Raw genomic sequence first — 4,990 nt, forward strand, 5'->3', positions numbered from 1 at the left:
CTGCTCGGCGTCATCCCGGGCGCGGGTGGGACCCAGCGGCTGGCCCGGCTCGTCGGTCCGGCGAAGGCGAAGGAGCTGGTGTGGAGCGGCCGCCAGGTCCGCAGTGACGAAGCGCTCACGATCGGGCTCGTCGACCGCGTCGTGCCGGCGGACGACCTCGAAGCCGAGGCGCTCGCGTGGGCGGGCGAGCTCGCGAGCGGCCCGGTCGTCGCCATGGGGCTCGCGAAGCAGGCGATCGACGAGGGTCTCGACGGCTCGCTCGCGCGCGGCCTCGACGTCGAGGCGCAGGCGTTCGTCGAGGTGTTCGCCACCGACGACGCGCGCGCAGGCGTCGCGAGCTTCCTGGAGCACGGCCCCGGCAAGGCCACCTTCCACGGCCGCTGACCCCGAGATCACGGGTCAGGAGGCGGAGCGTTCCGCCTTGGCCCGGAGCCGGTGGAGGTTGGCGCGCCAGAGGCGGGTGAACACGCTGCGGCTGGTCTGCTCGCCGACCGGTCCGCCCATCCACCAGGGATAGCGGAGCCGCTCGTCCCAGCACAGCTCGGTCAACCCGCCGGCGAGGGCGCGCAGCCGGAACCGGCCTTCACCGGTCACGACGCCGCGGTGCTCGATGCCCATCAGCGCCCCCGGCTCCCACTCGGTCACGGTCATCACATCGGTGGTGGTGAACGGGCCGACGCGGGTCAGGCACTCGAACTCGGTGCCGACCCCCGTGCGCTGCTCGGTCCGGAACGTGATCGCGACCGCGTCGGCCATCCACTCGGTGTGCGTCTCGATGTCCTCCATCGCCGCCCACACCGCGTCGGGCGGGACGCCGATCGTCTCGCAGAGCCGGAGCTCGACGGTCACGGCGTCACGGCCGCGTCACGGCCGCGTCACGACGGCACCGCGTCTCGGAGCCGGACCGCGGCGAGCTCGGGCGGGACGACGTTGACCAGGATCCCCGTCCCCTCCTCGAACCCGGCGACGAGCGTCGTGCGCGGCAGCACGTCGACGTGCCAGTGGAACTCGCCTGCGGGTCGACCGGGGGGCGCGGTGCGGATGACGAGGTTGTACGGCACGTCGCCGAGCGCGGCCCGCAGCCGGCGGAGGGCGTCGCGGAGCCCCAGCGCCACGACCCGGATCTCCGCATCGGTCGCGTCCTCGACCCGGGCTCGGGTCGAGCGGTGCGCCACCCGCAACCCGTAGGGGACCCATGCTGCGAACGGGCTCCACGCGGGTGCGGGCCCGTCGACGACCACGAGGTCGTCGCGACGGGCGTCGGTGAGCTCGCGTGCGACGAGATCGGTGGTGGCGAGCCGGTCGATCGCCGCGTCGACGGCTCCGGGAACGAGGTCGAGCGCGACGACCTGGGCGTGAGGGTGGGCGATCGACGCCCCGGCCGCCTTCCCGTGGTTGATGAACGCCTGGACGTACGCGTGGCCGGCGTCGAGGTGGACCCGCACCCGCTCGCGGATGACCGTGAGGACCTCGACCGCGGCAGCGTCGTCGAGGCTCGCGAACGAGGCCTCGTGGCCGGGGGAGAGCACGATGACCTCGTGCGCGCCCCCAATCGGCGTCGCACCGTGTGCGACGCCGAACGCCTTCGCGCCCGTGGGATCGTGCGGCTCGGCGCCCCCGACGATCGGGTAGAGGTTCGGCACCACGCGCACCCGCCAGCCCTCGGTCCCGGCGGCACCGTCGCCGGTGCGCTGCACCTCCGGCGGCGTCATCTCCTCGCGGCCGGCGCAGAACGGGCAGTCGTCCGGCTCGGTCCCGGAGGCCGGCGCCGTCGGGAAGACGAACGGTCGCGCCGCCCGCTCGATCGCGACGATGACACTGCGTCCGCTGATCGCATCGTGACGGAGCTCGGGCATCCGAGGGACGTTAGCGAAGCACCGGTCGCGTAGCCTGGCCCGATGCCCGTACGCGTCGTGATCATCGGTGGTGGGCCGGGAGGCAACACCGCGGCCACCGTTGCGGCCACCCTCGGCGCCGAGGTCACGCTCATCGAGCGCGACATCATCGGGGGTGCGGCCCACCTCTGGGACTGCATCCCGTCGAAGGCGATGATCGCGACCGGCGGCGAGCTGTCGGAGCTCACGCGGGCGCGGTCGATGGGGCTCGAGGCGCATGGCCGTCTCGACGTCGACGCGGTGCGCGAGCGCGTGGCGTCGATCGAGACCCATCTCCAGGCGTCGGTGCGGTCGCTGCTCGAATCCCAGGGTGTCCGGCTCATCCACGGGACCGGTCGCCTCCAGGGCCCGCGCGAGGTCGTCGCCGAGACCGAGTCCGGCCGCGAGGAGCTCGACACGGACTTCGTCATCCTCGCCACCGGGTCACGGCCCCGGGTGCCGGACTGGGCGCAGATCGACGGCGAGCGGATCCTCACGACGCGCCAGGCCTACCCGCCCCAGGAGATCCCCGAGCACCTGTGCGTGATCGGGTCGGGCGTCACCGGGGTGGAGTTCACGCACATGTTCAGCGCGCTGGGGTCGAAGGTGTCGCTCGTCGTGTCCCGCCAGCAGGTGCTGCCGCTGAAGGACGCGGAGGTCGCCGCGGTCCTCGAGGACGAGTTCCTGGCGCGCGGCGTCAAGCTGCTGAAGGGGGCGCGGGCGAAGGCGATCACGCGTGACGGTGACGTCGTCATCGTCGATTGCGACGACGGGCGGACGGTCAAGGCGTCCCACGTGGTGCTCGCGATCGGCTCCGTGCCGAACCTCGAGCACCTCGGGCTCGCCGAGGCGGGCGTGGCGGTGGACGAAGGCGGCTACGTCAAGGTGAACCACAACCTGCTGACGTCGGTCGGCAACATCTACGCGGCCGGCGACCTGTCCGGCAAGCTGCCGCTCTCGTCGGTCGCGGCGATGCAGGGGCGCAAGATCGCCGAGCACCTCATGGGTCTGCACGCCCGGGCGCACCGCCACCTCGACTACGAGAAGGCGTCGTCCGCGATCTTCACCGAGCCCGAGATCGCGGACGTCGGGCTCGCGGAGGCCGAGGCGTTCGCGTCCGGGCGCAAGATCCGCGTGACCAAGGTGCCGTTCTCGGCCAACGCGAAGGCGCTCATCAAGGGCGACGCCCGTGGCTTCGTGAAGGTGATCTCGGACCCGGCGACGGGCGTCGTGCTCGGCGGGTCGATCGTGGGCCGCAACGCGGCCGAGCTCATCTCGGTGATCGCGGTGGCGGTGACCAACGGCCTGAAGGTCGTGGACATCGTCGACTCGCTCCTCGTGCACCCGTCGATGTCCGAGTCGCTCGCCGAAGCCGCCTGGTAGGAGCGGTTCGCGCGAAGTACGTTGCCGGTTCCACGAGGCAGGGGGCTGACCATGGGCAGGGACCACGAGGTGCGCGGACGGAACCGTGTCCTGATCGCGGCCGCGGTCGGCACGGTCGTCGCACCGTTGTTGGCGATCGCGCCGGCGGGCGCGACCCCGCCGAGCGGGCGGATCCGGCCACCGCGCAGCGTCCTCCATGCGGCTGGGGTCCACGCTGCCGCGGGGAGCACCCCGTACAACATCACCAACCGCCTCTGTGGTGACACGCGACCGGCCGGGGTTCCGCTCGCGTACAGCACGTTGTACGCGTACGGCGCCGACGGTGGCGACAACGCGCAGGGGATCAAGGGCGGGGGAGGCGCGGTCGCGGTCGCGTCGTTCGCCTTCCCGGTCGGGACCGTCCTCACCGGTGCGGCGGGCTGCGCGGGGCAGTCGGCGACGGCCGGCAACCAGAACACCAACGGCGGTGGTTCGAGCCACGGAGCGAGCGGAGGCACTGGGGGCCCCGGCGCCGAGAACGGGACCAGCGGCGCGGGTGGCGGTGGCTACAGCGGCTGGTACCGGGGTGCGACGCCGCTGGTCGAGGCCGGGGCCGGGGGCGGGGCCGGTGGGAGTGCGACCGGCGGTGCCGGCGGGGATGCCGGGAGCGGGGGCGCCAACGGTGTGCAGGGACCCATGCAGCTGTGCTGCGCGACGGGTGGTGGTGCGGGAACCTTCGGCGCGCCCGGCGCGCCGGGCAGCATGAACGGTGGCTTCGGCGTCGGCCGGTACAGCGGTGGCCCCGGCGGCTTCGGCGGAGGTGGCGGCGGATCCGGGATCCAGGGTGGCGGAGGTGGCGGTGGTGGCTTCGTCGACTCGCCCTCGGCGGGCGCCGGCGGTGGTGGTGGCGGAAGCAACGTGTACACGGCGGACGGCTACTGGCTGGAGTTCGGTGGTGTCGGGCACGGCAACCACTTCGACGGGGTCGCCCAGATCGTGACCGTGCGCCAGCTCACCCGGTACCCGACCTTCCCCGGTCGCAGCGTGGTGCGGGGCATCGCGCCGAACAGCACGCGCGGCGGTGGTTACGAGGTGCTCGCCGACGGGCACATCCAGACGTTCGCCCAGGGGGCCAACCCGACGGCCGCGACCGGTGGCCCGTCGTGGCCGGGCCAGGACGTCGCCCGGGGGCTCGCGGTCCTGCCCGACCGCTCGGGCGGGTACGTCGTCGACCTGCACGGGCAGCTTCACCCGTTCTCGATCGGCACCGGCACCCCGCCGGCCGTCACGAACCGGGTGCTCTGGCCGGGCAAGGACATCGCCCGGGGCGTGACGATCCTGGCGGACGGCACCGGGGGGTACGTCCTCGGGCGCGACGGGCGGCTCTACTCGTTCGCGATCGGCAGGCACCCGAAGCCACCCGACGCCCAACGCGTCCCGTCCTGGCCGGGTCGGGACGTCGCACGCGGCATCACCGCTCCGTTCCTCGACGCGCACGGCGTCGCCGGCGGCTGGATCGTCGACCCGTTCGGTGGGCTCCACCCGTGGGGCCGTCTGTTCGGCGGCCCGACGCCGACGGCGGTCGGGCCGACGCTCGGGGCCCGCGGTGTCCTCTCGTTCGGCGGCGGTGCCGGAGGGCTGATCGTCGACGGCTCGGGCAACATGCGGGCCTTCGCGAGCCCCGGCCTCCCGTAGTCCGCCGTCTGATTGACGAACGGCGGGCGGGAGCAGGGCGGCGGTCAGACGAGGAGCTC

The 4,990-nt window shown here is 73.4% G+C and carries 5 protein-coding genes; 3 read left to right on the plus strand and 2 right to left on the minus strand.

Going from position 1 to position 4,990, the window contains the following annotated elements:
* The coding region (locus VGH76_RS06580; RefSeq protein ID WP_331555821.1) for an enoyl-CoA hydratase/isomerase family protein at positions 1 to 384 on the plus strand (384 nt) is incomplete at its 5' end.
* 15 nt (positions 385 to 399) lie between these two features.
* Here the strand turns inward: VGH76_RS06580 and VGH76_RS06585 are convergent.
* Together VGH76_RS06585 and VGH76_RS06590 are read right to left on the minus strand one after the other, a co-directional pair.
* Positions 400 to 849, minus strand: coding sequence for an SRPBCC family protein (locus VGH76_RS06585; protein WP_331555822.1), 450 nt, complete (start codon positions 847 to 849; stop codon positions 400 to 402).
* 26 nt (positions 850 to 875) lie between these two features.
* A complete protein-coding gene (locus VGH76_RS06590; RefSeq protein WP_331555823.1) occupies positions 876 to 1,856 on the minus strand; it encodes a galactose-1-phosphate uridylyltransferase in 981 nt (326 codons plus the stop codon).
* A gap of 42 nt (positions 1,857 to 1,898) precedes the next feature.
* Here VGH76_RS06590 and VGH76_RS06595 point away from each other — a divergent pair, with 42 nt between their 5' ends.
* Both VGH76_RS06595 and VGH76_RS06600 read left to right on the plus strand, forming a co-directional pair.
* Positions 1,899 to 3,257: an FAD-dependent oxidoreductase gene (locus VGH76_RS06595; RefSeq protein ID WP_331555824.1), complete on the plus strand. Its 1,359-nt coding sequence runs from the start codon at positions 1,899 to 1,901 to the stop codon at positions 3,255 to 3,257.
* Positions 3,258 to 3,326: 69 nt separating this feature from the next.
* Complete coding sequence (locus VGH76_RS06600) at positions 3,327 to 4,931, plus strand: hypothetical protein (protein WP_331555825.1); 1,605 nt, start codon at positions 3,327 to 3,329, stop codon at positions 4,929 to 4,931.
* Positions 4,932 to 4,990 lie beyond the last annotated feature (59 nt).

The organism is Actinomycetospora sp. (assembly GCF_036497585.1).
Classification (GTDB): Bacteria; Actinomycetota; Actinomycetes; order Mycobacteriales; family Pseudonocardiaceae; genus Actinomycetospora.

Bases quoted from the DNA above. Each gene is read 5' to 3' on its own strand.
- VGH76_RS06595 (WP_331555824.1), top strand. From the start codon at position 1,899: ATGCCCGTACGCGTCGTGATCATCGGTGGTGGGCCGGGAGGCAACACC.
- VGH76_RS06590 (WP_331555823.1), bottom strand. From the start codon at position 1,856: ATGCCCGAGCTCCGTCACGATGCGATCAGCGGACGCAGTGTCATCGTC.